This is a genomic window from Sphingobium sp. B10D7B (assembly GCF_025961955.1).
In the GTDB taxonomy this organism is placed as follows: Bacteria; Pseudomonadota; Alphaproteobacteria; order Sphingomonadales; family Sphingomonadaceae; genus Sphingobium.
Genome location: NZ_JAOQOQ010000001.1, coordinates 1,649,741 through 1,672,929, shown reverse-complemented (window position 1 = coordinate 1,672,929; position 23,189 = coordinate 1,649,741). Strand labels below are relative to the sequence as shown.

Sequence of the window (23,189 nt, the reverse complement as noted above, 5' to 3'; positions counted from 1 at the left end):
TATCGTCAATCCTTCGATACGCTGCTTCGACAGGCTCAGCAGCTACTCAGGACGAACGGAGATATCGTCCGAGATGTCATCATTTTGCGCATGGCGTCTTTCGGGCGAAACTGCGTTTATCCGCTCGCCGCTCTTTGCAAGACCCGGCCGATGGAGTAGCTGCGCTATCATGACGGCAATCCTCTCGCTCCGCGGCGTCACCAAGCAATATGCCAGCGGTCACAAGGCGCTCGGCAGCGTCGATCTCGATGTGGAGGAGGGTGAGATCTTCGCGCTTCTCGGGCCGAATGGCGCTGGCAAGACGACGCTCATATCCATCATCTGCGGCATTGTGCGCGCCAGTGGCGGGACGGTGCATGTCGGCGGGCACGATATCGTGCGGGATTATCGCCAGACGCGCGCCACCATCGGTTTGGTGCCGCAGGAACTCTCGACCGATCAGTTCGAGCGCGTGATCGATACGGTGCGCTTCAGCCGTGGCCTGTTCGGCAAGCCACGCGATGATGCCTATATCGAGAAGGTGCTGCGCGATCTGACGCTGTGGGACAAGCGCCACGCCAAGCTGCAGGAGCTTTCCGGCGGCATGAAGCGGCGAGTGATGATCGCCAAGGCGCTCGCCCATGAGCCGCGCTTGCTGTTTCTGGATGAGCCCACTGCCGGCGTCGACGTGGAACTGCGCCGCGACATGTGGGCACTGGTTCGCCAGCTGCGGGACAATGGCGCGACGATCATCCTCACGACCCATTATATCGAGGAAGCCGAGGACATGGCCGATCGCGTGGGCGTCATCACCGGCGGCGAGCTGATTCTGGTGGAAGACAAGGCCCGGCTGATGAAGAAGCTGGGCAAGAAGACGCTGCGGATCACGCTCAATGAGCCGTTGTCGGCTGTGCCTGCTGCCCTGTCTGACTGGCGCGTGACTCTGGAGAGCGACGGCGCCGAGCTTGAATATGTGTTCGACAGCCAGGCCGAGCGCACCGGGATCTCGGCGCTGCTCGGCCAGCTGAGCGCCCTTGGCATCGGCTACAAGGACCTCAACACCAAGGAAAGCTCGCTGGAGGACATTTTCGTGGATCTTGTCCACAAGCCCGCGGCCCGGTCGGAGCAGGCGGCATGAGCGGCATCAACATCCACGCGATCCGCGCGATTTATCTGTTCGAGCTGCACCGCTTCCAGCGCACGCTGATGACGGGGCTGGTCGTCCCGGCGTTGACCACCACGCTCTATTTCGTGGTGTTCGGCAGCGCCATCGGCTCGCGGATGACGGAGGTCGACGGAATTCCCTATGGCGCCTTCATCGTGCCGGGCCTCATCATGCTGTCGATGTTCACAGAGAGCATCTTCAACGCCAGCTTCGGCATCTACATGCCCAAATATAGCGGCACGATCTACGAGTTGCTCTCTGCGCCCATTTCCGCGCTGGAGACGATCATCGCCTATGTGGGTGCTGCAGCGACGAAGTCGATGATCATCGGCCTGGTGATTCTCGCGACCGCGCATTTGTTCGTCGATCTGCCGATCGCGCACCCACTCGCCATGATCCTGTTCATGATGGTGATCGCGATCAGCTTCTGCCTGTTCGGGTTCATCCTGGGCATCTGGGCGCAGAGTTTCGAGCAGTTGCAGGTCATCCCGCTCATCGTCGTCATGCCGATGACCTTTCTGGGCGGCGCGTTCTATTCAATCCATATGCTGCCCGAACCCTGGCGGACGATCACCATGTTCAATCCGGTGGTCTATCTGATCAGCGGCTTCCGCTGGACCTTCTTCGGGAAGGGCGATGTCGCGATGGGCGTCTCCGTGGCATTCGTCAGCGCGATGCTGGTCATCTGCCTCGCGGTGATCGCCTGGATGTTCAAGACCGGATATCGCCTCAAGAAGTAGAGCGAACGGGCGTCAGATACCAAAACGCCCGCGATGCGCGAACGCAGGCGGGCGTTCAGTCTCTGAATACTCGGTGGGTCAGTCGCGGGCGCGATGCTCACCCTTGACCCAGCGGACAGTGCCGGACGAGGCCCGCATCACGACGCTGTTCGTGGTCATTTTGCCGCCGCGCAGGAGTTTGACGCCCTCGAGCAGCGAACCATCGGTGACGCCGGTTGCAGCGAAGATGCAGTCGCCCTTGGCGAGGTCTTCCAGCTTGTAGATGCGGTCGAGGTCGGTGATGCCCCATTTGCGGGCGCGGGCCTTCTCGTCCTCGTTGCGGAACAGGAGCTTGCCGTTGAACTGGCCGCCGACGCAGCGCAGGGCCGCACAGGCCAGCACGCCCTCGGGCGCACCGCCAGAGCCCATGTACATGTCGATGGTGGTGTCCGGGTCCGTCGTGGCGATCACGCCGGCTACGTCGCCGTCGCCGATCAGCACCACGCCACAGCCGATGCCGCGCAGTTCGGCAATCAGCTTCTCATGGCGGGGGCGATCCAGCACGCACACGATGATCTCGGAGGGCTTTACGCCCTTGGCCTTGGCGACGGCCTCGACATTCTCCGTCGCGCTCTTGCGCATGTCGATGATATCCGGCGGATAGCCGGGGCCAACCGCCAGCTTCTCCATGTACACATCCGGCGCGTTGAGCAGATTGCCTTCCTCGGCCGCAGCGAGAACCGCGAGCGCATTGGGGCCGGCCTTGGCGGTGATGGTCGTGCCTTCCAGCGGATCGAGCGCGATGTCGATCTTGGGGCCACGGCCCGGCGCGCCGCCGACCTTCTCGCCGATGTACAGCATGGGGGCTTCGTCGCGCTCACCTTCGCCGATCACCACCGTGCCATCCATGTACAGGCCATCGAAGGCCTTGCGCATCGCCTCAACGGCAGCAGCGTCCGCGGCCTTCTCGTCGCCGCGCCCCACGAGCTTGGACGCGGCGATCGCGGCGGCCTCGGTGACGCGCACCATCTCAAGAACAAGTACCCGATCGAGTACGGAACTGGCTTCGACGGTATTCGACTTCCCCATCCTGCGACATCCTTTGCTGAATTGATGGGACGCGATAGGCGAGGATTGTTGCAATGTCGATAATGAGCCAGCGTCTTACCGGTGCGGCCGGGCGCATATCGCATCCCGGCCTGTAAGCGCGGGGTCGCCGCCTCTCAGTCGAGGATGTGCATCAGCATCGGCGCGCCCAACAGACTGTCCGATCCGCCGAGCCTGCGCAGCAGATCGTCGATGGCGGAGAGGGCGCCCGGGTGAGTGACGATGGCGACCAGAACGCCCTCGTCCGCGGTGGCGGCACGCTGGATCACGCTTTCGATCGACACGCCCGAATCCCGCATCGCCGCCGTGATTTCCGCCAGAACGCCGGGGCGATCCTGAACCTGGAAGCGCAGATAGGCGCGGCCCGTGCGCTGGCCGGCATCGGCCTTGACCTGGCGCTGCAGCCACTCCGCCGGCATGGCGAAGGCAGGGCCATATTCATCGCGCGCCACGTCGATAACGTCTGCGACCACGGCGGAAGCGGTGGGGCCTTCACCGGCGCCGGCGCCCTGGAAGAACAGGCGGCCGACGAAATTGCCCTCCGCCACGACCGCGTTGAGCGCGCCATCGACATGGGAAAGGGGATGATCGAGCGGCACGAGCATGGGGTGGACGCGCTGGAAGAGGCCGACATTCTCGCTGCCGTCCGCCTCGCATTCCGCCATGCCGACCAGCCTGATCTTGAACCCGAGCGAGGCGGCCTCGCGGATATCGGCTGCCATGACATTGCGAATGCCGGTGATATCCACCGAGCCGAAATCGATCTCCGTGCCGAAGGCGAGGCTGGCGAGGATCGACAGCTTGTGGGCGGCGTCGATACCGTCAATGTCGAAGGTAGGGTCAGCCTCGGCATAGCCCTTGGCCTGCGCTTCCTCCAGCACCTGGTCGAACGGGCTGCCATGCTGTTCCATGGTGGAGAGGATGTAATTGCAGGTGCCGTTGAGGATGCCATAGACCCGCATGATGCGATTGGCAGCGGCGCCCTCGCGCAGGCCCTTGATGACCGGCACGCCGCCCGCGACGGCCGCTTCATATTTCAGCGCAACGCCGCTCCGCTCGGCTTCATGTGCCAAATCGAGACCGTGATGGGCGATCATCGCCTTGTTGGCCGTGACGAAGGGCTTGCCCTGGCTCAGGCATTGGCGGGCCAGCGTCAGGGCCGGGCCATCCGCGCCGCCGATCAGCTCGACGACCGTATCGATGTCCTCGCGCTGCGCGAGGGTCGCCATGTCGTCGACCCATTCATAGGCGGAGAGATCGAGCCCGCGATCCTTGCTGCGGTCCCGCGCGGAAATGGCGACCACCTCGATCGGGCGGCCCGCACGCCGGGCGATCAGATCCCGGTTGGTCTCCAGCAGGCGAATGACACCGGCGCCCACGGTTCCCAAGCCGACGATGGCGAGGCGAAGGGGGCGGGAAGAGGCGTCGGTCATGGTCATGTCCTGCAAAAATGTGTGAGCGGCGGTCGCACGGAGGTCCGCCGCCGCTCATAGCGGGTAATCCCGTACAGGAAAGAGCCCTCTGCCTAAATGACCGGCGTTTGGGTGCGGTCACATGGCCCGAGTGCGGCCCGGAATGCGTTGTAATCGCGACTGGCGGCTTCCGCATCGTTGCGCGCCAGTTCGGTGAGGGCCAGGGCCGGAAGCTGATCGGGCAAGCTGCACGCGAGGCGATACCACAGCAAGGTGTCCCGCTCGGGGAGCTTCGCCGAATCGTCCACAACCTCGCCCAGCGACACGCTGAAATGCGGCTGCTCCTGCGGCCGGCGGATCACTGACAGCGAAATCGGCGAGCCGTCCGCCGTGCCAAGGAAGATCTGGGTCTCTCCTTCACCCACAATCGCGCCCGGCACATGAAAGGCAGAGGTGATTGCGGTGATCGGACCTGGTGCGCCCGGCGCGTAAAGATCTTCGATGACCTTTCGGGCCAGCGCCTCGTTGGCGGGGGTCCAGGGCACGAGCGCCGTGCTCGCGCTCAACTGGAACTCGCTCACCTGCTGGCCGACTTTGCCGAAAGCGAGAAAAATCTTGCTCTTGAGGTTGGGGCGTCGGGCATTTTCCGCGGACCCGTCCACAAGGAAAGAGATTCGCTTGGACATCACGCCATCGCTGCGAATCAAGCCGAGCGTTTCAGCCTGGACGTAAAAACGGCTCCGCGTTTCCGGCAGATCGGGCGCGCGCTCGCGCTTGAGGGCGACGATAGAACGCACGGTAATGCGCGCCACCGTGGGGGATGACGATGCCAGTTCGGCCATCCGCGCGTAACTCAAGCTTGCCGGCTCTGGCGATTCTGCCACCTGTGCCGTAGCGGAAGTGGAAATAAAGGGGAAAGCGGCCGTCAACAGGACGCTGCAACCGATTGCCGCCAGTTTGAACCGGGCCTTTTGGCGTCGGATTGTGTCGGTCATACGCAATTCTCCTGATAGGCCTTCCTCAGCCTCTAACATAGGGGGTTAAGCAGAGGTGACCACCGTCAACAAAGCGTTTGCTTCACACGTTTTGCCACGATAGGACATGCCTCGGAATTTAGGAGCCCGAGCGATCAGTATCGCACGGAAGACGTCGTGCTTTACGGCATTTCGTCGATTCGTGGTCTGATTGTCAGCGCTGTATCGAGCTAGGGAGTGTCATTGCTGAATGGCCTATGCTGACCAGTCACAATCGTCCGGTAGGACGGTTTCTCTTATCATCGTGGCAATCATTCACGCGATCCTCGGTTATGCGTTTGTGACGGGGCTTGGCATCAAGTATGTCAAGCAGGCTGCAGAACAGCTGAACGTCATCGACGTGGCAGAGGAGCCGCCGCCGCCAGAGGAGGAGCCGCCGCCACCGCCTCCGCCTCCGCCAGACATGCCGCCGCCACCGCCGCCGCCGCCCACAGCGCCGCCGCCGATGATTTCGCTGCCGAGCACGGCTCCGGTTCTGGCGCCGCCGCCGCCTCCCACGCCGCCGCCGCCGGCTCCGCCTGCACCACCGCCGCCGCCTGCGCCGGTTGTCAGCAAGGCCGCTGGTGCCAGGGGTAACCCTGCGAGTTGGATTACGTCTGACGACTATCCTGCCGGTGCTCGTCGTGACGAGGCCGAGGGTTCGGTGACGATCGCTTGGGATATCAATGCCCAGGGGCGCGTCGAAAATTGCCGGGTGACCGCATCGAGCGGCCGCAAGGACCTCGACGAAACCGCTTGCAGCCTGATCACGCGCCGGGGACGTTATTCTCCCGCGCTCGATCAAGCCGGCAATCCGATCAAGTCGAGCAGCTCGCGCCGCGTGGTCTGGAAGCTTGAACGTTAATCCTGATTTCGGCCGTCCCGAACCGGGGCGAGGGACGGCCCATTCACCGACTGGTTTGAGAGGAATACACGAATGTTGATTTATTTGTCCGCAGCCGCTGCGCCGGCCGATAACCCTTACGGTCTCATGGAAGCCCTCGAGCAGGGCGGCGTGATCGCCTGGACCGTTTTCATCATTCTTTGCGGCATGTCCGTGTTCTCGTTCTTCATTCTGTTCTCGAAGCTCATCGAGCAGCAGAAGGTGATCGGCCAGGCCAAGAAGGTCCGTACCACGTTCTGGCGTTCGGCGACCCTCAAGGAGGGTTCGGCCAAGCTCGAGAAGAACAGCGCCTACAAGCAGCTGGTCGACGACGGCATCATGGCGCAGGAACAGCATGCCAAGCTGACCGATCCGGTCGAGGCGCATGACTGGATGCACGCTTCGCTCGCGCGTTCGGAAGCTGCCATCAACTCCAAGCTCGGCGGTGGCCTCGCGTTCCTCGCGACCGTCGGTGCGACCGCGCCGTTCATCGGTCTGTTCGGTACGGTTATCGGTATTTACCGCGCGCTCATCAAGATCGGTGCGTCCGGTCAGGCCTCGATCGACGCCGTTGCCGGCCCGGTCGGTGAAGCTCTGATCATGACCGCGCTGGGTCTGGCCGTGGCCGTTCCGGCGGTGCTTGCCTACAACTGGCTGCAGCGTCGTAACAAGTCGATTGCTGAAGACCTGAGCGGCTTCAACAACGACCTGCTTGGCTACATGGTGTCCAACGGTGCGGTCCGTCCGACCGTGGTTGCTGCACCGGCCGCGCCCGCTGCCAAGCCGGCTGCCGCCAAGGCCTGAGCTATCAAATGAAGCAGGTGTGGCGATCCTCGAGCGGTCGCCACATCAAGCCTCCGCAAGGACGTGCGTGCTTCCAAAGCCAAGAGTTAGGATTTTGATCGATGGCAATTAGCTCTGGGGGTGGTGGTGATGACACCCCGATGTCGGACATCAACACGACGCCTCTCGTGGACGTCATGCTGGTGCTTCTCATCATCTTCCTCATCGCAATTCCGGTGGTGATCCAGACAGTGGACGTGAAGCTGCCGAAGATCGCCTTCGAGCCAACGACCACGAAGCCGGAAAATGTGAGCCTTACGGTTCGCGCAGTGGATGGGCAGTGCGAAGTGTACTGGAACGTGACCAAGGTCACGGCCGGCGATCTTCTCAACCGCGCTGTCAAGAAGCTGGAAGCGGATATCGAGAAGGCCGGTGGCGTGGAGAACATGAACCCCGACGATCTGCCCGAAGCGCACATCCGTGCAGACATCGATACGCCGTACCGGTGCATCGGCGGCACGATCTTCACGATGCAGCGCGCTGGTTATCCGAAGGTTGGCTTCATTTCCGAGCCCGACCCGGCTTCGATTTCCGTCCGTCGCCTCTGACGCCCAAGTTTAGGAGACCAGTCCCATGGCAATGAGTGGTGGCCGCGACGACGGCGAGCCGATGATGGAAATGAACACGACGCCGTTGATCGACGTCATGCTCGTGCTCCTCATCATGTTCATTATCACGATCCCGATCCAGACCCACGCGGTGAAGATCGACCTTCCGCAGAATGCGGACGCGCCGCAGAACACGATCGATCCGGTCAAGAATCGTCTGACCATCGATCCGGCAGGCACGATCTACTGGAATGGCGCCCCGGTCGACCGGGTGACGCTGCGCCAGTATCTCGATCAGACCAGCCGTATGGCCCCGGAGCCTGAACTGCAGTTCGAGCCTGACCAGTCGGCTCGTTATGTGGTGGTTGATGAGGTGCTCGCCATCATCAAGCGCGCTGGCGTGACCAAGCTGGGCTTCGTCGGCAACGACCGTTACGGCGGCGTATTCTGATCATAGCGGAAACGCGCTTCGTCGCGGAACTGGATATGTTTGGAAAAGGGGGCTTCGGCCCCCTTTTTTATTGAGCTTCAGAGCGAGGCGTCTCGAGTTAAGGTGGAAGGCGTCTTGGGGGGCAGGGTTCGCCCCAAGCGTGGGCCGGATTAGCGGCTCTCAAGACCACGATCCTGCGCTGCGCGTGCGAGCATAGTTGTATTGTGCTGGGACGCCAGCACGCGACTAGCGGACAAACACGCAAGCCAGTTGGCGGTTCTGGACCTTTCAACGGCCCCGGTGATGCCATTAGCCCTCGGCTCGGGCGCTGAGGCAGCGCTGCAGATTGCAAGCGGTCAGGATGGAGAAGTGGTCGCCGGTCGAGGTAGTCCTAGGTCTTAGAGTCCTCATCTGCTGGGTCGGACGGACTTCCTATGATTAGGACGATGGTAAGCTTCCCTGTCATATCGTGCGATGTTCGAGGCAGGCAGGTCGATATGGGCGCAGTTCCAGACAGAATGAATGAGTCGTCCGCTCGTTCGTCAGCGCGGCAGTCGGTGTTGATTGGCGTCCGTGTGCGCCGCAAGGGCGAGAGCTGGTTCAAGAGCCGGATTTCGGACATGTCGCTCACCGGCTTCCGCCTGATGAGCTATGTGAAGCTTCAGGTCGGTATGGAAGTGTGGGTGATGTTCGCCGGTTTTGAAGGGCGCAAGGCGTTCGTCACCTGGGTGTGCGACCATGAAGCGGGGTGCGAGTTCGAGACACCGATGCATCCGGCGATTTTCGATCACATCGTTCGCGGCGCTGAGGCGGACTGACGACATCGGGCCAATCAAGGGCGCGGGCTCGGCAAATGGTCCGCTTCCCCGGGAAAACGGCAAGTGGGCGCGCTAACTTGCTCCCCAGACGCTCGGTCAGTTCTGTGTCGCTCCATATCCATTGCCGGTTTGCTGTAGACAACAGCCGGCTCCGAAAGGGCTCTCGGTTCGAGATCGACGGGCGTCGCTCGCGGATCTGCTAAGGAGGTGTTGATGCTTCGATGCCATCCCGGGCGCGTTCATCGGGGCCTGGAAGTGCTCGTGCTGCGCATGGGCGCGTTGCCGGTCTCGGTGCTTCCAGTTGAGACCCTGAACACTACCCAGCCGACTTATGTTTGAGCGTCCTTCACTTGGCCACGCGGCTGCCGGGCCAAACATGCGCGAGCACAGCTAAGAGCCAGCGCCGCATCAGCAACAACTGATCACCGCGCAAACGTCCGTCAACTCTCCGGCGATCAGGCCGGTTCGTCGAATTGCAATGATGCCAGCCGGGCGTAGAGGCCACCGCGGGCGATCAGGTCCGCGTGGGTGCCGATGTCCGCGATCCGGCCCTGATCGAGGACGACGATGCGGTCGGCGGCGCGGACGGTCGCCAGGCGATGGGCGATGACGATAGTCGTGCGATCCTTCATCAGCCGGGCGAGGGCATCCTGCACCAGGCTCTCGGATTCTGCGTCCAGCGCGGAGGTCGCTTCATCGAGAAGCAGCAGCGGCGCATCCTTGAGCAGCGCGCGGGCGATCGCGACGCGTTGGCGCTGGCCGCCGGAGAGGCGGGCGCCGCTCTCGCCGAGTTCGGTGTCCAAGCCCTGCGGCAGCGCCTTGAGAAAGCCGTCGGCATTGGCTGCGCGCGCGGCCTCCATCAACTGCTCGTCGGTGGCATCCCAGCGTCCGTAACGCAGATTGTCGCGCGCACTGGCCGCAAAGATCACGGTTTCCTGCGGCACCAGCGCGATCATGCCGCGCAGGCCCAGCAGGTCTGCCTCGCGCAGGTCGACGCCGTTGAGGAGCACCCGCCCGTGGGACGGATCGTAAAACCGCTCCGCAAGCTGAAGGAGCGTGGATTTGCCCGCGCCGGATGGCCCGACAATGGCCACGGTCTCGCCCGGTGCGACATCCAGCGAGAAATCCGTGAGCGCCGGCAAATCCGGCCGCGTCGGATAGCGGAAGGCCACATTTTCGAAGGTCAGTCGCGCCTGACCGGGCTGCGGGATGGCGACCGGCCGGGCCGGTTGGCGGATTTCGGAGATGGCGCTGGTCAATTCGCTCAGCCGGGTGGCGGCGCCGGCCCCGCGCAGCAGATCGCCATAGACCTCGGTGAGCGCGCCGAAGGCACCTGCGACAAGGCCGCCCGTCATCACGAAGGCTGCGATGCTGCCGCCGGACATCCGGCCCGCTGCGACGTCAAGCGCGCCCTGCCACATGATGAGCGTGATGGAGCCGAAGATCACCAGAATGATCGTCGCGGTCATGGCCGCTCGCAGGGTGATGCGCTGGCGGGCCGTGCGGAAGCTGTCCTCGACCGCGCGCCGGAATCGTCCGGCCTCGCGTTCTTCCTGACCGAAGGCCTGGACGATCTTCATGGCGCTCAGCACTTCGTTGGTGATGCTGCCGACCGCAGCCAGCCGATCCTGACTGTTGCGCGAGAGCGCGCGCAGGCGCCGACCGACCAGAATGATCGGCCCGAGCACGATGGGAATTCCGAACAGCAGCATCGCCGTAAGGCGCGGCGCGAGCATGAACAGATAGACGATGCCGCCAAAACCGGTGAGCAGATTGCGCATCGCCACCGAGACCGTCGAGCCGACAACCTGCTCGATGATCGCGGTATCCGCCGTCATGCGAGAAGCGATCTCGGAGGGGCGATTATGCTCGAAAAAGGCCGGCTCCTGGCGCAGCAGATTGGCCTGCGCCGCAATCCGCAGATCGGCCACCACGCGCTCGCCCAGCCAGGCGACGAAGTAGAAGCGCATGGCGGTCGCAAAGGCCAGGATGACCACGATCAGCAGCAGATACTGGAACCAGCGGCTGATGTCCCCATCCAGACCAGAGGCGAAACCGCGATCGATGACCAGCTTGAAACCACTGGGGATGGCAAGCGTTGCTGCAGAGGCGAGAACTAGGGCGAAGCCGGCGCCGGCTATGCGGCCGGGGTAGCGGAGCGCGGCGCGCCAGATCAGTCGAAGATTGCCAAGATCGCCCGCTTTGCGCCGATCGTCATTGTCTGTGGTGGACGCTGAGGTAGCCATGGCCGCGCCCTAGACCAACTTTGCAACCAAGGGGAGGGCTTTTGCACCTGCGCTGTGCCTCCTGGTGTGGCAAAGGAGACGCGCCGGCACTATTTAATGCGTCTAAGCCCGGCATCGGCGCTGGCGTCAGGGCGTTGGATGTGCTGGTTTAGACAGATGGCCCCGAGTAAGGAAACACATGCTCTACAGTGCCTATGAAATTCAGCGCAGCTTTCTGGCAAGCGCCAGTGCCATGGCGACCGCGAGCGTAGAACTGCTCCAAAATCCCGCAAATCCCTTTGCTTATTTCGGTGGCGGTCCGATGCTCGCCTCCGCGCTGGATGTGTTCGCGCATGCCGCGGCGCCGCGCGGCAAGCCCGCCTTCGATCTGCCGACCACCGAGGTGGATGGGCAGGCCGTAGCGGTGCACGAAGTCATCGAGGCGCGCCAGGTCTTCGGCCAGCTGCGTCATTTCGTGCGGGAAGGGCAGGAGGGACGGCACCCCAAGCTGCTGATCGTCGCGCCCATGTCCGGCCATTTCGCGACGCTCCTGCGCGGCACGGTGGCCCGAATGCTGCCGGGGCATGACGTCTATATCACCGACTGGCGCGATGCCCGTGATGTGCCGCTTTCGGACGGGACGTTCGATCTGGATGATTATGTCGATTATCTCGTCGGGTGGCTCGAGCATATCGGACCGGGCGCACATATGCTGGCGGTCTGCCAGCCGTCGGTGCCCTGTCTGGCGGCCGCGAGCCTCATGTCCGCGTCCAAACATCCGTGCCGTCCGCGCACCTTGACGATGATGGGCGGCCCGATCGATACTCGCGAGGGGCCGACGGCCGTCAATCAGCTGGCGCAGGAGCGGCCGCTGAGCTGGTTCAGCCAGAATGTCGTGACCTCGGTTCCATTCAATTATCCCGGCGCCGGGCGGAAGGTCTATCCCGGCTTCATGCAATTGGCCGGTTTCATGACCATGAACCTCGGCAACCACCTGATGAGTCACTGGCAGATGTTCCGTCACCTCGTTCAGGGCGATGACGAGAGCGCGGACGCGACCAAGAAGTTCTACGAGGAATATCGCTCGGTCTGCGACATGACCGCCGAATTCTACCTGCAGACCGTCAATGAAGTCTTCAAGAAGCACAGCCTGCCCAAGGGCGAGTTCATGCATCGTGGCGTGCGCATCGACACCGCGGCGATCACGGATGTCGCGCTGCTCGCCGTCGAAGGCGAGAATGACGATATTTCTGGCATCGGCCAGACCAGGGCGGCACTCAAGATTTCCCCGAACCTGCCGGACGAGATGAAGCAATATTATCTCGCCGAAACGGTCGGCCATTACGGCATCTTCAATGGCTCGAAATGGCGCAATCGCATTGCGCCAGTGGTCGAGGCGTGGATTGCCCGCCACGATGATCTGCCGCGCGGCTGATCGCCCGTTCTCATGAGGTCGGATTCGCAGTGATCGACATTGGCCTGCAGCAAGTCGCGGTCGAGCGCTTCGCCGTGCGCGACGCTTTCACCATCAGCCGTGGCGCCAAGACGTTCGTGGATGTGGTCGTGTGCGTGGTCACGGACGGCATGTTCATCGGCCGAGGCGAGGGCACGCCGATCTATTATCATGGTGAGACGGCCGAAGGATGTGCGGCGGCGATTGAGGCGCTCGTGCAGGCGCAGGGCGGCGTGCCCGACCGCGAGGCGTTGCGCACCCTGATGCCACCGGGCGCCGCACGCAATGCGCTCGATTGCGCGCTGTGGGATCTGGAGGCAGCGCGGACCGGCAAGCCGGTTTGGGCGCTGGCTGGATTGGAGGCGCCCCAGCCTGTGCGGACAGCCTATACGATCAGCCTCGATACGCCGGGGAAGATGGCGCGGGGAGCCGCAGACGCGCGGGCGCGGGGGTTCACGCTGCTCAAGTGCAAGCTAACCGGCGAGGGCGATCGGGCTCGTATCGAAGCGGTGCGGCAAGGTGCGCCGGATGTCGACCTGATCGTGGATGCCAATGAGAGCTGGGCCGATCTGGACGTGCAGGCGCAAGCCCGTGCATTGGCCGATCTGGGCGTCGCATTGATCGAGCAGCCCTTGCCGGCACAGGCTGATGCGGCGCTGGCCGGGCTGGCTCTGCCGGTGCCGATCTGCGCGGACGAGAGTTGCCAGTCGCTGGCTGATCTGGCGCGGCTTGGGGCCTATCAGGCAATCAACATCAAGCTCGACAAGGCCGGAGGACTCACCGAGGCGCTCGCCATGGCGCATGCGGCGAGGGCAGCGGGGAAGCGCATCATGGTCGGCTGCATGCTCGCAAGCTCGCTCGGCATTGCGCCTGCCTTTCTGCTTGCACAGTTCGCCGATTGGGTGGACCTCGACGGCGCCTTGCTGCTAGCTCATGATCGCGAGGGCGCCATGAAAGTCGCCAACGGATATCTTTCGCCCGGAACTTTATGGGGCGAGGCGATTATAACGGATGCTCAACGAAGTTGAACGACAATAGGGTTTTGAAGCGGTCGTAAAGGCCGAGGACCGGCAGTTGCCGGGTCGCGATTGGAGGAGGCTGTACGTGCGCCTAGCACGAATTCTCGCATTATTGGTGGTACTCGCGACTGTCGGCGTGTCGGCCTATTTCCTCTATCGCATGCCCTTCGCCTGGCTGCAGATCGTCCCTGCGGCGATTGGCGTCGGCCTGTGCCTCTGGTTCTGGCGCACGGCACCCAAGCGCAAGAAAGCTCGCAAGCGCGCCGCGCTCGCGACGGTTCTGTTCGTGCCGCTGCTGATGGCGAGCGCCGTGCTCAGCCTGATGGTGTCGCCGGAATCGGTCTGGCCGGTGTTCACCGCGCTGGCGCTGCTCGCGATGATGGTCGCCGTGCTTGCGCTCATGCGGATCGAGCGCAAGCAGAACCATGTCTGGGCCGGCTATTATTCCGACGTGGCCTGATCGGCGCTGCCGACGCTGCGCGGGGCCAGAGCGCCCGGCAGTTCGTGAAGAACAGGGTAGGGCATGATCATCCTGCCGGACGGATCGGCGGTAAATGTGGTCTGCGTGGGATAGGCAAATTCCAGCCCCAGATCATTGAAGCGGCCGAGAATATCGAGGCCGATCGCGTGGCGGATCATGTAAACCTCATCCCAATCATGCGAGTGCACATCGAACTCCAGCTCGAAATCCAGTGAGCTGGCCCCAAAGCCGATGAAGCCCGAGCGCACGAAGTCGCCGCCATGCGCGTTGACGATCTCTCGCAGCAGATCGGGAATCTTCGCTGCTTCAGCGGGTGCGGTCTGGTAGATGACGCCGATGGCGAATTTGACCCGCCGGCGATCGAGGCCGGTGTAGCTCGTGATCTCCTTGTTGAGCAATTGCGCATTGGAGACGATCATGCGTTCGCCCGTCACCACGCGCAGGCGGGTGGATTTGAGGCCAATGCGCTCCACAACGCCGGTCTGCGTACCGAAATTGATTGCATCGCCGACCTTGAAGGGCTTGTCGAAAATGATCGACAGCGACGCGAACAGGTCCGAGAAAATGCCCTGAGCGGCAAGACCAATGGCAATGCCGCCGATCCCGAGACCGGCGACCAGACCCGTGACGTTGACGCCGAGATTGTCCAGCACGACGATGGCCGCAACGGCGAAAATCGCAATGGAGAGCAGAACCTTGATGAGGCCGCTGGCATTGGCCAAAGCCTCGCTGCCGCCCAGTTCCGGATCCGAGCGCATCTGGATGAAGCCGAGCGCCATGTGGCGCACCCAGACCGCGATCTGCCAGGCCGTCACCACGATGAACAGGAAGTTGATCGCATTGAACAATGCCGGCGGCACCGGGAAATAATTGACGACGAGGCGCGCCGCGATGAGCATCATGAACAGATGCCCGGTTTTCCCGACGGTACTGGCCGCGACGCCCATGATCGGTGCGCTGTGTGCCGCCCTGAGCAGCAGGCGCTGCACGATCCGCTTGAGCAGCCCCAGCGCAAAATAGATGGCGATGCCGATGGCCACGGCGATCGCCACCTCGATCCAGTTCTCGCCCAGCCATGTCATGGCATGTTCGAGACCGCGGAGGGGATTGGCGTGGGATGAAGTTGTCGTCGGGGCAGCAGTCATCAGGCTGGCGTGCTCGCAGATTGGGGGATGTCGTGCGATGAGAACGCCGCAGAGAGAATGTAGTTCACGGACAGATTGTCACTGAGCACGAAGCCATATCGCGGATCGGCCATCAGTCCCTTGGTCGCCGTGACGTGCAGGCCACGGTCGGACAGCAGCGCTTCCATCTCCTCCGGGGTTATGAAGCGGGCTGCGTCATGCGTGCCCCTGGCGATGCGGCCGAAGCCCTCTGCCAGCGTCACCACCATCAGTCTGGAGAGCGGCGTCCGGTTTGGGGTCGAGATAATCAGCAGCCCATCGGGCTTCAGCAGCCGCGCGATGGCGGAGAGGAACATCGCCGGATCGATGACATGCTCGATGACTTCCAGCGCCGTGATCAGGTCGAATTGCGGATCGCTCAGCGTCTCCACCCCGCAATTGCGATAATCGATGGGCAGGCCCATTGCGGCGGCATGGTCGCGGGCGACGGCGATATTCTCTGGCGCCGCATCCACGGCCGTCACGGCGCCGGCCATGCGGGCGAGCGGCTCGGCGACCAGCCCGGCCCCGCAGCCGACATCGAGAACGCGCTTGCCGGCCAGCGGGCGCAGATCCTGGGCCGATCCACCCCAGTGCGCGTCGATAGCGGCGCGGATGAAGCCAAGGCGCACCGGCCCCAGCTTGTGGAGCATGGCGCTGGAGCCACTGGGGTCCCACCAATCGGCCGCGTGCGCGCCGAAATGCGCGGCTTCTTTGGGGTCGATGGTGCTGCTGTGCGGTTCGCTTGCCATTGCCGATCCTGCTGACTAATAGGGCGCCGGCTCGAAGGCCGGTGAATACCGATCCGTCGGCATTTCATGCCCCCTTGATAGTCCAAGAAAGGTCCGCGGCAAGTCCATGGCGCGTATTGTGATGAAATTTGGCGGCACGTCGATGGCCGGCATGGAGCGAATCCGCAACGTTGCGCTTCGGGTGAAGCATGAGGTTGGCCTCGGCAACGAGGTCGCCGTCGTCGTTTCCGCGATGGCCGGCGAGACCGATCGCCTGGTCAACTTCTGCAAGGAAGCCAGCCCGCTTTACGACCCCGCCGAATATGACGTGGTTGTCGCGGCCGGCGAGCAGGTGACGTCCGGGTTGCTGGCGATGACGCTCAAGGCGCTGGGCGTCGATGCGCGCAGCTGGCTGGGCTGGCAGTTGCCGATCCGCACGAGCGAGGCACATAGCAAGGCGCGGATCGACACGGTCGAGACCGAAGGCCTGCTGGCGGCGATGACCGCCGGGCAGGTCGCGGTCATTCCGGGCTTTCAGGGGCAGATGGAGAGCGGCCGGGTCTCGACCCTGGGTCGTGGCGGGTCTGATACCTCCGCCGTGGCGGTCGCGGCCGCCGTGCAGGCCGATCGGTGCGATATCTATACAGATGTCGATGGCGTCTACACGACCGATCCGCGCATCGTCAGCCGGGCCCGCAAGCTCGACAAGGTCACCTATGAGGAAATGCTGGAGCTGGCCAGTGTCGGCTCGAAAGTGCTGCAGACGCGGTCCGTCGCGCTGGCGATGAAGGAGAAGGTGCGCGTGCAGGTGCTCTCCTCCTTCGACGCGCCAGGGGACGATCCCGAACCCGGCACGATGATCGTCAGCGAAGCAGAAATTGAGGAAAGCGACATGGAACGGCAGCTCATCACCGGCATCGCTCATGACAAGAACGAAGCCAAGATCATCGTCACGCGCGTGCCAGACAAACCCGGTGCGGTTGCCAGCATCTTCGGCCCGCTGGCCGACGCAAGCATCAATGTCGACATGATCATCCAGAATGACAGCAAGGATAATGCGGAGACGGATGTGACCTTCACCGTCCCCCGTACCGACCTCGCGCGCAGCGTCGACATTCTGGAGAAGCTGCAGAACGAGATCGGCTTTCGTCGCATCATCACCGACGATCAGGTCGCCAAGATCAGCGTCGTGGGTGTTGGCATGCGCAGCCATGCCGGCGTCGCGGCGACCATGTTCAAGACGCTGGCCGAGCGTGGCATCAATATCGAGGCGATCTCCACCAGCGAGATCAAGGTCTCGGTGCTGATCGACGAGGACGAAACCGAACTGGCCGTTCGCGTGCTCCACACCGCCTACGGTCTCGACGCGGAGCAGGCGCCCGCTTGATCAATTTGGAGCCGCTTCCATTGGGGAGAGGCTCCGAGGCAGCGTGCCGGCATTCGGTCGGCTGCTGATCTCCTCTTTGCCGTCACTTCCCGGTGGGAAGGTCAGATTGGGTATCGTGATGACCGACCGTCTTTCTTCCCTCATGGCCCGCGGCACCGCATTTCTCGGCAGCGAGACCGCGATCATCTGTGGCGCGATGAGCTGGGTGTCCGAGCGGCATCTGGTGTCCGCTGTCAGCAATGCCGGCGGCTTCGGCCTGATCGCGTGCGGCGCGATGACCCCGGATCTGCTCGATACCGAGATCGCGGCGACCCAGGCGATGACGGACAAGCCCTTTGGCGTGAACCTCATCACCATGCACCCGCAGCTGTTCGATTTGATCGCAGTCTGCGCCCGCCATTCGGTGACGCATATCGTGCTGGCCGGCGGCCTGCCGCCCAAGGGCAGCATCGAGGCGATCAAGGCGAGCGGCGCCAAGGTGATCTGCTTCGCCCCAGCCTTGTCCTTGGCCAAGAAGCTGCACCGGTCGGGCGTCGATGCGCTGGTCATCGAAGGCATGGAAGCGGGCGGCCATATCGGCCCCGTGGCGACCAGCGTGCTCGCACAGGAAATCCTGCCGGTGATGGCAAGTGAGCTGCCGGTCTTCGTTGCCGGCGGCATCGGCCATGGCGAGGCGATCGCGGCTTATCTCGACATGGGCGCGGCCGGCGTGCAGCTCGGAACCCGCTTTGCCTGCGCCAGCGAGAGCATCGCCCATGCTAACTTCAAGAAGGCGTTCTTCCGGGCTTCGGCGCGCGATGCCATTGCCAGCGTGCAGATCGATTCGCGGCTACCGGTGATCCCCGTGCGCGCCCTGCGCAACGCCGGAACCGACGCCTTCACCGCCAAGCAGCGCGAAGTCGCGCAACTGCTCGACGACGGCCAGGTCGATATGGGCGAGGCGCAGCTCCAGATCGAGCATTATTGGGCCGGTGCCCTGCGGCGGGCGGTGATCGATGGCGACATCGAAAATGGCTCGCTGATGGCCGGCCAGTCCGTGGGCATGGTGACGAAGGAAGAACCCGTCGCCGAGATCATCACGACCCTGATGGCAGAGGCGCGGGCAGCCTTGACCCGCCGGGTCGGCTGATCGCGGCGCTGCTCTCGCAGACAGCCTGTCGGTCATTGGTTAACGGGTAGCGATATCACGGCGTTCTGTTTACAGCGGTGCGAACGCGCCGACTGGTGCGACCGTCGAAAAGAACAAGACGTCGGGAGAGGTGCCGTGCTGAAGGGCCCGTCAAATGACAGGTGCATGAGGGGCGCATTTTTGCGCGTTTCAACGCCTGCTTGCGTGTCTGCCGGGTCTCCTTCTTTTCCGACTGGCTTTCTTCCTCTGCTGCTCACCATTCCATCATCGTCTTTGCCGGGTTTCTCGCCCGGAAAGATCGAGACGAGGTTGGTTCCCGGCGGCAGTTTCTGATAGCAGGAACGCATGGATCAAACGCGGCGCCCGGAATCCCCATCGAGCAGTGCGGCCACAGCCGCGCGCAGAATTCTCTCTCGCCTCCACGAGGTGATGGCGGCGCGCACGCAAACCCAGGTGAAGCTCAACAAGGTTGTCGAGATCGTCGGACAGGAGCTTTCGAGCGAGGTCTGCTCGATTTACTTGCTGCGCGATGGCATGCTGGAGTTGTTCGCGACGCGCGGCCTCAAGCAGGAGGCCGTTCACGTCACGCGCCTGGCGCCGGGCGAGGGGCTTGTCGGCACGATTGCCCAGAATGTCGAAACGCTCAATCTCGAGGAAGCGTCGGGCCATCCCGACTTCGCCTATCGGCCGGAAACGGGCGAGGAGCGCTTCCACAGCTTCGCCGGCGTGCCGATCGTGCGTCGTGAGAATGCAATTGGCGCGCTGTGCGTCCAGCATCTCGACCCGCGCGGCTATGAAGAAGTCGAGATCGAGGCGCTGCAGACGGTGGCGATGGTGCTCGCCGAGCTGATCAATAACGCCAATCTGGTCGATGAAAATCCCGGCGAAGATCGCCCGCTCGAAACGGGCGCGAGCATCCTCTCGGGCCTGCAGCTCGTGATGGGCATGGCCCGCGGTCACGCGGTGTTCCATCAGCCGCGCGTGACCATCGAGCATACCGTTGCCGAGGATGTCGAGGTCGAGCGGCAGCGCGTGTATTCGGCATTCGCCAAGATGCGCGAGCAGATCGAGCGGATGGCCGGGCAGGCCGAGTTCGGCATGGACGGCGAGCACAAGGAGGTGCTCGAGACCTACAAGATGTTCGCCTATGATGAAGGCTGGTCGCGGCGGATCAACGAAGCGATCGACTCCGGCCTCACGGCCGAGGCGGCAATCGAGCGGGTGCAGCAACGCACCCGGATGCGGATGCGGCAGATCGACGACCCGCTGCTGCAGGACCGGATGCATGATCTGGAGGATCTCTCCAACCGCCTGCTGCGCATCGTGGCGGGACAGCTTGGCACGGCTGCGCAACTGGGGCTGCGGCAGGACACAATTCTGATCGCGCGCAACCTGGGGCCGGCAGAGTTGTTGGAATATGACCGGCGGCGTTTGAAGGGCGTCGTGCTGGAGGAAGGCTCGCTGACCGCGCACGTCACCATTGTGGCGCGGGCCATGGGGGTGCCGGTGCTGGGCCGGGTCAAGAACACCCGGGCGCTGATCAACGAGGGCGATCTGCTGCTGCTCGACGTGAATCAGAACCGCCTCTACATCCGCCCCTCCGAGCCGATGGACGAGGCGTTCGAGAGCGGCCTGGCGCTCACGCAGAAGCGGCGCGCGGCCTATGCCGGCCAGCGCGATCTGCCGGCGGAGACGAAGGACGGCCAGCGCATCGAGCTGATGGTGAATGCCGGCCTGCGCGACGATGTCGCCGCGCTGGACGTGACGGGCGCCGACGGGATCGGCCTGTTCCGCACCGAGTTCCAGTTCCTCGTCTCAGCGACCCTGCCGCAGCGCGAGCGCCAGCAGCGCCTCTACAAGGAAGTGCTCGATGCGGCGGGCAGCCGCCCGGTCATATTCCGCACGGTCGATATCGGTGGGGACAAGGCGCTGCCTTATCTGCGCAAGAGCGATTCCGACGATGAGGAAAACCCCGCCATGGGCTGGCGCGCGGTGCGCCTCGCGCTGGAGCGCGATGGCCTGATGAAGGCGCAGGCGCGGGCATTGCTGGAGGCCGCGGCCGGGCGGACACTGCATGTCATGTTCCCGATGATCTCCGAGCCATGGGAACTGACGCAAGCGATGACGCTGTTTCGCGAGCAGAAGGACTGGCTCGCCAAGCGAGGCCGCAAGCTTCCCAAGAGCGTCAAATATGGCGCGATGCTGGAAGTGCCGGCGCTCGCCGAGGCGCTCGACTTCGTGCTGCCGGACCTGGACTTTCTCTCCATCGGCACCAACGATCTCACCCAGTTCCTCTTCGCTGCCGACCGCGCCAACCCCAAACTGGCTGAGCGTTACGATTGGCTGAGCGTTGCGATCCTTCGCTTTCTCGCACGCGTCACGCGGACCTGCTCCGAACATGGGGTGCCGGTGGGGGTCTGTGGCGAAATGGGCGGACGCACGCTGGAAGCCATGGCCCTGCTCGGCCTTGGCATCCGCCGCCTTTCGATCACGCCAGCCTCGATAGGCCCGGTCAAGGCAATGGTGCGCTCGGTGGACCTCACGGCCTTGTCGCAGGTCACGGTCGATTTGCTAAAAGGCGGGGTTGCCAACCTTCGCGAGCCGCTGTCGCAATGGGCCGACGATAACGGCGTCGATCTCGGCTGAGAGCCTGTGCGGTGCTGCGCCAGCGAATTCGCGCGTTGACACCGCATAGCGACTGATGAAACAAAGGAACTGGCAAAAAGACCGAAAATAGACGGAAAAAGGCCTCAATGCGCGAAGATGCGAACGAAAAAGAGACGGTCGCGCGCAGCGGACTGAGTGCATCGGGGCAGATGCGGCAGGCGCGTGAGGCTGCGGGCATGTCACTTGATGATGTTGCGAACCGCACGCGGATCACCTTGCGCCATCTCACCGCGCTGGAAGCCGGTCACTATCAGGCCCTTCCCGGAACGACCTATTGCGCGGGCTTCTCGCGCGCTTATGCCCGCGCGGTCGGCATCGACGAACATGCCCTTGTCAGCAAGGTGCGTGAAGAAATCGCGGAAATGGGCGTCGAGCAGGACCCTTATGAGATTGAGGAGCCGGTCGATCCCAGCAGCGTTCCACCGCGCTATCTGGTGATCGCCGCGGCCGTGATCGCGCTGCTGTTTGCGGGCGGTTATGCGATCTGGCGGACGCAGTACATCACGCCGCCGACTGACGACCAGCTTGCGATCGAGCAGCGGACCGAGCCGCGTATCGCCGATCCACGCAACAAATCGGCGGCGCCCGCGCAGAGCCCGGCACAGGCACGCCCAAACGGCCCGGTGGTCCTGACCGCGGTAAACGAGGTTTGGCTGCGCATCTATCAGCCGGACGGAAAGCGTCTCTTCGAAGGGACGCTGGAGAAGGACAAGAGCTTCACCGTCCCGGCCGAGGCGCAGGACCCGATGATCCTCACCGGACGCCCGGATGCGCTGGCGGTGACCGTTGGCGGGCAGGCCATCCCGCCACTCGGGACTGCCGAGCGGACGATATCGGACGTTCCGCTGACGGCTGCGGCTTTGCTTGAACGGCGCGTTCAGCCCACAGACACCGATCCGGCGGCATCGCAGACCAGCAATGGTGATGCACCGCCGGCGGGTTGATGCTAGCAGGCACGGCCTCGCCAACGGATGGGGGAGCGCTCATTGCGCCTCCGCCACCGGCCAACATGATTTGAACATATCAGGAATTTCACCATGGCAGCAGAGCTTTCCCCCCACGAGATGACCAGTAAACGGACCGGCGGCGGGATTGTCCGCGCCCTGCTCCTTGCCGGCGCCGGCTTGCCGCTGCTCTTCAGTGCCCCGGCAAGCGCCCAGCGCACGGTGGAAGGCCGCGTCGATCGGCTCGAGCAGGAAATGCGGGCCGTGCAGCGCAAGGTGTTCCCCGGCGGGGCGGGCCAGATCATGGCGCCGGAAGTCACGCCGCCTGCGCCGACGCCCGGTGTCGCAGCCGGCGCGCCCGCGACGACGCCGATTGCCGATCTGACGGCGCGGATCAACGCCGTCGAAGCGCAACTCGCTCGCCTCACGGGTCAGGTCGAGGAGAATGAGCACCGGCTTCGTCAGCTGGAAGAGAATTTCAAGACGATGAGCGCCGCGCAGGCTGCTCCGGCGGTCGATCCGGCCAGTCCCTTTGGTCCGCCCAGCGCGCCGCTGCCCGACCGCGCGGCCCAGGCTGCGCCGGCGGCGACCCCGCGTCCGGCCGCACAGCCGTCCCTCGTGGCCCGCACCGAGGCGGTGGCGGCGGTCGAGCGGCCCAGCACCGGCAATGCCGCGCTGGATAGCTACACCTATGGCTTCCGCCTTTGGACCGCGAAATTCTACCCCGAGGCGCAGGTGCAGCTGCAGCAGGCCGTCGACAAATATGGCAAGGACCCGGTCGCTAGCCGCGCCCATAATCTGCTCGGCCGTGCGTTTCTCGATGACAAGAAGCCGGCGGCTGCGGCCAAGATCTTCTACGAAAATTACCGGCAGCGCCCGGCTGGCGACCGCGCGGCGGAGAGCCTTGCCTGGGTCGGTGAGTCGCTCATTCAGCTCAACCGGCTGAAGGACGCGTGCCTCGCCTATGACGAGCTGAACGAAGTGTTCGGCGCCAACATGCCGGCCAGTGTCCGCGACATGATGACCAAGGGCCGGACCCGCGCCAAATGTAGTGGCTGACACGCTCGCGCAGC

Annotated in this window: 21 protein-coding genes; 15 read left to right on the top strand and 6 right to left on the bottom strand. The window is 63.7% G+C overall.

The genetic code is table 11. The annotated features are described in order from the left end of the window. Positions 1-169 precede the first annotated feature (169 nt). Together M2331_RS07865 and M2331_RS07860 are read left to right on the top strand one after the other, a co-directional pair. The gene (locus tag M2331_RS07865; RefSeq protein WP_181559767.1) at positions 170-1,117 is read left to right on the top strand and encodes an ABC transporter ATP-binding protein; all 948 of its coding nucleotides are present in this window, start codon (positions 170-172) and stop codon (positions 1,115-1,117) included. Beyond that, on the top strand, positions 1,114-1,884 hold the full coding sequence (locus tag M2331_RS07860; protein ID WP_181559766.1) for an ABC transporter permease: 771 nt from the start codon (positions 1,114-1,116) through the stop codon (positions 1,882-1,884). Before M2331_RS07865 ends, M2331_RS07860 begins: the two co-directional genes overlap by 4 nt. 78 nt (positions 1,885-1,962) lie before the next feature. Here the strand turns inward: M2331_RS07860 and glpX are convergent, their stop codons facing one another. The 3 genes from glpX to M2331_RS07845 form a co-directional block, all read right to left on the bottom strand. Then, positions 1,963-2,952 (bottom strand): class II fructose-bisphosphatase, encoded by a 990-nt coding sequence (glpX, locus tag M2331_RS07855; protein ID WP_181559765.1) that lies wholly within the window; start codon positions 2,950-2,952, stop codon positions 1,963-1,965. 134 nt (positions 2,953-3,086) lie between these two features. Further along, positions 3,087-4,403, bottom strand: a complete 1,317-nt coding sequence (locus M2331_RS07850) for a homoserine dehydrogenase (protein ID WP_181559764.1) — start codon at positions 4,401-4,403, stop codon at positions 3,087-3,089. Between the two features lie 92 nt (positions 4,404-4,495). Then, positions 4,496-5,377, bottom strand: a complete 882-nt coding sequence (locus tag M2331_RS07845; protein WP_181559763.1) for a hypothetical protein — start codon at positions 5,375-5,377, stop codon at positions 4,496-4,498. A 229-nt stretch (positions 5,378-5,606) separates the two neighbouring features. On the opposite strand from M2331_RS07845, the gene M2331_RS07840 reads away from it, so the two are divergent. The 5 genes from M2331_RS07840 (at position 5,607) to M2331_RS07820 (ending at position 8,917) form a co-directional block, all read left to right on the top strand. Continuing rightward, on the top strand, positions 5,607-6,260 hold the full coding sequence (locus tag M2331_RS07840; RefSeq protein ID WP_181559762.1) for an energy transducer TonB: 654 nt from the start codon (positions 5,607-5,609) through the stop codon (positions 6,258-6,260). Positions 6,261-6,332: 72 nt separating this feature from the next. Further along, positions 6,333-7,082 (top strand): MotA/TolQ/ExbB proton channel family protein, encoded by a 750-nt coding sequence (locus M2331_RS07835; RefSeq protein ID WP_181559761.1) that lies wholly within the window; start codon positions 6,333-6,335, stop codon positions 7,080-7,082. Between the two features lie 101 nt (positions 7,083-7,183). After that, the gene (locus M2331_RS07830; RefSeq protein ID WP_181559760.1) at positions 7,184-7,669 is read left to right on the top strand and encodes an ExbD/TolR family protein; all 486 of its coding nucleotides are present in this window, start codon (positions 7,184-7,186) and stop codon (positions 7,667-7,669) included. A 25-nt stretch (positions 7,670-7,694) separates the two neighbouring features. Further along, positions 7,695-8,120 (top strand): ExbD/TolR family protein, encoded by a 426-nt coding sequence (locus tag M2331_RS07825; protein WP_181559759.1) that lies wholly within the window; start codon positions 7,695-7,697, stop codon positions 8,118-8,120. Positions 8,121-8,596: 476 nt separating this feature from the next. Further along, positions 8,597-8,917 carry a PilZ domain-containing protein gene (locus tag M2331_RS07820; protein WP_181559758.1) on the top strand — a complete coding sequence of 107 codons (321 nt, stop codon included), beginning with the start codon at positions 8,597-8,599 and terminating at the stop codon, positions 8,915-8,917. Positions 8,918-9,372: 455 nt separating this feature from the next. Here the strand turns inward: M2331_RS07820 and M2331_RS07815 are convergent, their stop codons facing one another. Further along, a complete protein-coding gene (locus M2331_RS07815; protein WP_181559757.1) occupies positions 9,373-11,163 on the bottom strand; it encodes an ABC transporter transmembrane domain-containing protein in 1,791 nt (596 codons plus the stop codon). Between the two features lie 178 nt (positions 11,164-11,341). Between M2331_RS07815 and M2331_RS07810 the strand changes: the two genes are divergently transcribed. The 3 genes from M2331_RS07810 to M2331_RS07800 all read left to right on the top strand — a co-directional run bounded on the left by M2331_RS07810 (position 11,342) and on the right by M2331_RS07800 (position 14,074). Then, complete coding sequence (locus tag M2331_RS07810; RefSeq protein WP_181559756.1) at positions 11,342-12,577, top strand: polyhydroxyalkanoate depolymerase; 1,236 nt, start codon at positions 11,342-11,344, stop codon at positions 12,575-12,577. A 29-nt stretch (positions 12,578-12,606) separates the two neighbouring features. After that, on the top strand, positions 12,607-13,623 hold the full coding sequence (gene dgcA / locus M2331_RS07805) for an N-acetyl-D-Glu racemase DgcA (protein ID WP_181559755.1): 1,017 nt from the start codon (positions 12,607-12,609) through the stop codon (positions 13,621-13,623). A 76-nt stretch (positions 13,624-13,699) separates the two neighbouring features. Then, positions 13,700-14,074 (top strand): hypothetical protein, encoded by a 375-nt coding sequence (locus tag M2331_RS07800; protein WP_181559754.1) that lies wholly within the window; start codon positions 13,700-13,702, stop codon positions 14,072-14,074. Here the strand turns inward: M2331_RS07800 and M2331_RS07795 are convergent. Further along, a complete protein-coding gene (locus M2331_RS07795) occupies positions 14,056-15,240 on the bottom strand; it encodes a mechanosensitive ion channel family protein (protein ID WP_181559753.1) in 1,185 nt (394 codons plus the stop codon). The two genes, M2331_RS07800 and M2331_RS07795, sit on opposite strands and share 19 nt — an antisense overlap. Continuing rightward, entirely contained in the window at positions 15,240-16,010 is a 771-nt protein-coding gene (gene ubiG / locus M2331_RS07790) for a bifunctional 2-polyprenyl-6-hydroxyphenol methylase/3-demethylubiquinol 3-O-methyltransferase UbiG (protein WP_181559752.1), read from the bottom strand. The genes M2331_RS07795 and ubiG overlap by 1 nt, the downstream gene beginning before the upstream one ends. Positions 16,011-16,116: 106 nt before the next feature. Between ubiG and M2331_RS07785 the strand changes: the two genes are divergently transcribed. The 5 genes from M2331_RS07785 to M2331_RS07765 all read left to right on the top strand — a co-directional run bounded on the left by M2331_RS07785 (position 16,117) and on the right by M2331_RS07765 (position 23,175). Further along, on the top strand, positions 16,117-17,376 hold the full coding sequence (locus tag M2331_RS07785) for an aspartate kinase (protein WP_181559751.1): 1,260 nt from the start codon (positions 16,117-16,119) through the stop codon (positions 17,374-17,376). 118 nt (positions 17,377-17,494) lie between these two features. Continuing rightward, positions 17,495-18,505: an NAD(P)H-dependent flavin oxidoreductase gene (locus tag M2331_RS07780; protein ID WP_181559750.1), complete on the top strand. Its 1,011-nt coding sequence runs from the start codon at positions 17,495-17,497 to the stop codon at positions 18,503-18,505. Between the two features lie 345 nt (positions 18,506-18,850). Next, positions 18,851-21,151 carry a phosphoenolpyruvate--protein phosphotransferase gene (gene ptsP, locus M2331_RS07775; RefSeq protein WP_181559749.1) on the top strand — a complete coding sequence of 767 codons (2,301 nt, stop codon included), beginning with the start codon at positions 18,851-18,853 and terminating at the stop codon, positions 21,149-21,151. A gap of 107 nt (positions 21,152-21,258) precedes the next feature. Next, on the top strand, positions 21,259-22,116 hold the full coding sequence (locus M2331_RS07770) for a helix-turn-helix domain-containing protein (RefSeq protein WP_319800984.1): 858 nt from the start codon (positions 21,259-21,261) through the stop codon (positions 22,114-22,116). Positions 22,117-22,236: 120 nt separating this feature from the next. Then, positions 22,237-23,175, top strand: coding sequence for a tetratricopeptide repeat protein (locus M2331_RS07765; protein ID WP_181561421.1), 939 nt, complete (start codon positions 22,237-22,239; stop codon positions 23,173-23,175). Positions 23,176-23,189 lie beyond the last annotated feature (14 nt).

What these genes read in the sequence shown, in the direction of transcription:
- M2331_RS07865 (WP_181559767.1), top strand. Translation starts at nt 170, where the DNA reads ATGACGGCAATCCTCTCGCTCCGCGGCGTCACCAAGCAATATGCCAGC.
- M2331_RS07860 (WP_181559766.1), top strand. Translation starts at nt 1,114, where the DNA reads ATGAGCGGCATCAACATCCACGCGATCCGCGCGATTTATCTGTTCGAG.
- glpX (WP_181559765.1), bottom strand. Translation starts at nt 2,952, where the DNA reads ATGGGGAAGTCGAATACCGTCGAAGCCAGTTCCGTACTCGATCGGGTA.
- M2331_RS07850 (WP_181559764.1), bottom strand. Translation starts at nt 4,403, where the DNA reads ATGACCGACGCCTCTTCCCGCCCCCTTCGCCTCGCCATCGTCGGCTTG.
- M2331_RS07845 (WP_181559763.1), bottom strand. Translation starts at nt 5,377, where the DNA reads ATGACCGACACAATCCGACGCCAAAAGGCCCGGTTCAAACTGGCGGCA.
- M2331_RS07840 (WP_181559762.1), top strand. Translation starts at nt 5,607, where the DNA reads ATGGCCTATGCTGACCAGTCACAATCGTCCGGTAGGACGGTTTCTCTT.
- M2331_RS07835 (WP_181559761.1), top strand. Translation starts at nt 6,333, where the DNA reads ATGTTGATTTATTTGTCCGCAGCCGCTGCGCCGGCCGATAACCCTTAC.
- M2331_RS07830 (WP_181559760.1), top strand. Translation starts at nt 7,184, where the DNA reads ATGGCAATTAGCTCTGGGGGTGGTGGTGATGACACCCCGATGTCGGAC.
- M2331_RS07825 (WP_181559759.1), top strand. Translation starts at nt 7,695, where the DNA reads ATGGCAATGAGTGGTGGCCGCGACGACGGCGAGCCGATGATGGAAATG.
- M2331_RS07820 (WP_181559758.1), top strand. Translation starts at nt 8,597, where the DNA reads ATGGGCGCAGTTCCAGACAGAATGAATGAGTCGTCCGCTCGTTCGTCA.
- M2331_RS07815 (WP_181559757.1), bottom strand. Translation starts at nt 11,163, where the DNA reads ATGGCTACCTCAGCGTCCACCACAGACAATGACGATCGGCGCAAAGCG.
- M2331_RS07810 (WP_181559756.1), top strand. Translation starts at nt 11,342, where the DNA reads ATGCTCTACAGTGCCTATGAAATTCAGCGCAGCTTTCTGGCAAGCGCC.
- M2331_RS07795 (WP_181559753.1), bottom strand. Translation starts at nt 15,240, where the DNA reads ATGACTGCTGCCCCGACGACAACTTCATCCCACGCCAATCCCCTCCGC.
- ubiG (WP_181559752.1), bottom strand. Translation starts at nt 16,010, where the DNA reads ATGGCAAGCGAACCGCACAGCAGCACCATCGACCCCAAAGAAGCCGCG.
- M2331_RS07785 (WP_181559751.1), top strand. Translation starts at nt 16,117, where the DNA reads ATGGCGCGTATTGTGATGAAATTTGGCGGCACGTCGATGGCCGGCATG.
- M2331_RS07780 (WP_181559750.1), top strand. Translation starts at nt 17,495, where the DNA reads ATGACCGACCGTCTTTCTTCCCTCATGGCCCGCGGCACCGCATTTCTC.
- ptsP (WP_181559749.1), top strand. Translation starts at nt 18,851, where the DNA reads ATGGATCAAACGCGGCGCCCGGAATCCCCATCGAGCAGTGCGGCCACA.
- M2331_RS07770 (WP_319800984.1), top strand. Translation starts at nt 21,259, where the DNA reads ATGCGCGAAGATGCGAACGAAAAAGAGACGGTCGCGCGCAGCGGACTG.
- M2331_RS07765 (WP_181561421.1), top strand. Translation starts at nt 22,237, where the DNA reads ATGACCAGTAAACGGACCGGCGGCGGGATTGTCCGCGCCCTGCTCCTT.